Genomic DNA, 282 nt, shown 5'->3' on the forward strand with positions numbered 1-282 from the left:
TATTGTGATTGATAGCCAAAATCGCGTGACGCCGGAACATCGCATTGTGCAGCAGCCCGGCGAAACCTGGTTCGCGCGTACGCAGGAAGATTCTCGTGAGTGGCCGGAAACGGTGCGTACCTTGCTGATTCCAGAGCATAAAGGTCACCTGGATCTGGTTGTACTAATGATGCAACTGGGTAAACAGCAGATTAACAGCATCTGGGTGGAAGCGGGGCCAACGCTCGCTGGCGCATTGCTACAGGCGGGTTTAGTCGATGAGCTGATTGTCTATATCGCACC

The 282-nt window shown here is 53.5% G+C and carries 1 protein-coding gene; it reads left to right on the plus strand.

Going from position 1 to position 282, the window contains the following annotated elements; genetic code table 11:
• A partial coding sequence (locus LZP73_RS20875; RefSeq protein WP_234236896.1) for a dihydrofolate reductase family protein occupies positions 1–282 on the plus strand: 282 nt, incomplete at both ends.

Origin of the sequence: Shewanella sp. AS16 (genome assembly GCF_021412365.1) — a bacterium.
Taxonomy (GTDB): Bacteria; Pseudomonadota; Gammaproteobacteria; order Enterobacterales; family Shewanellaceae; genus Shewanella; species Shewanella salipaludis.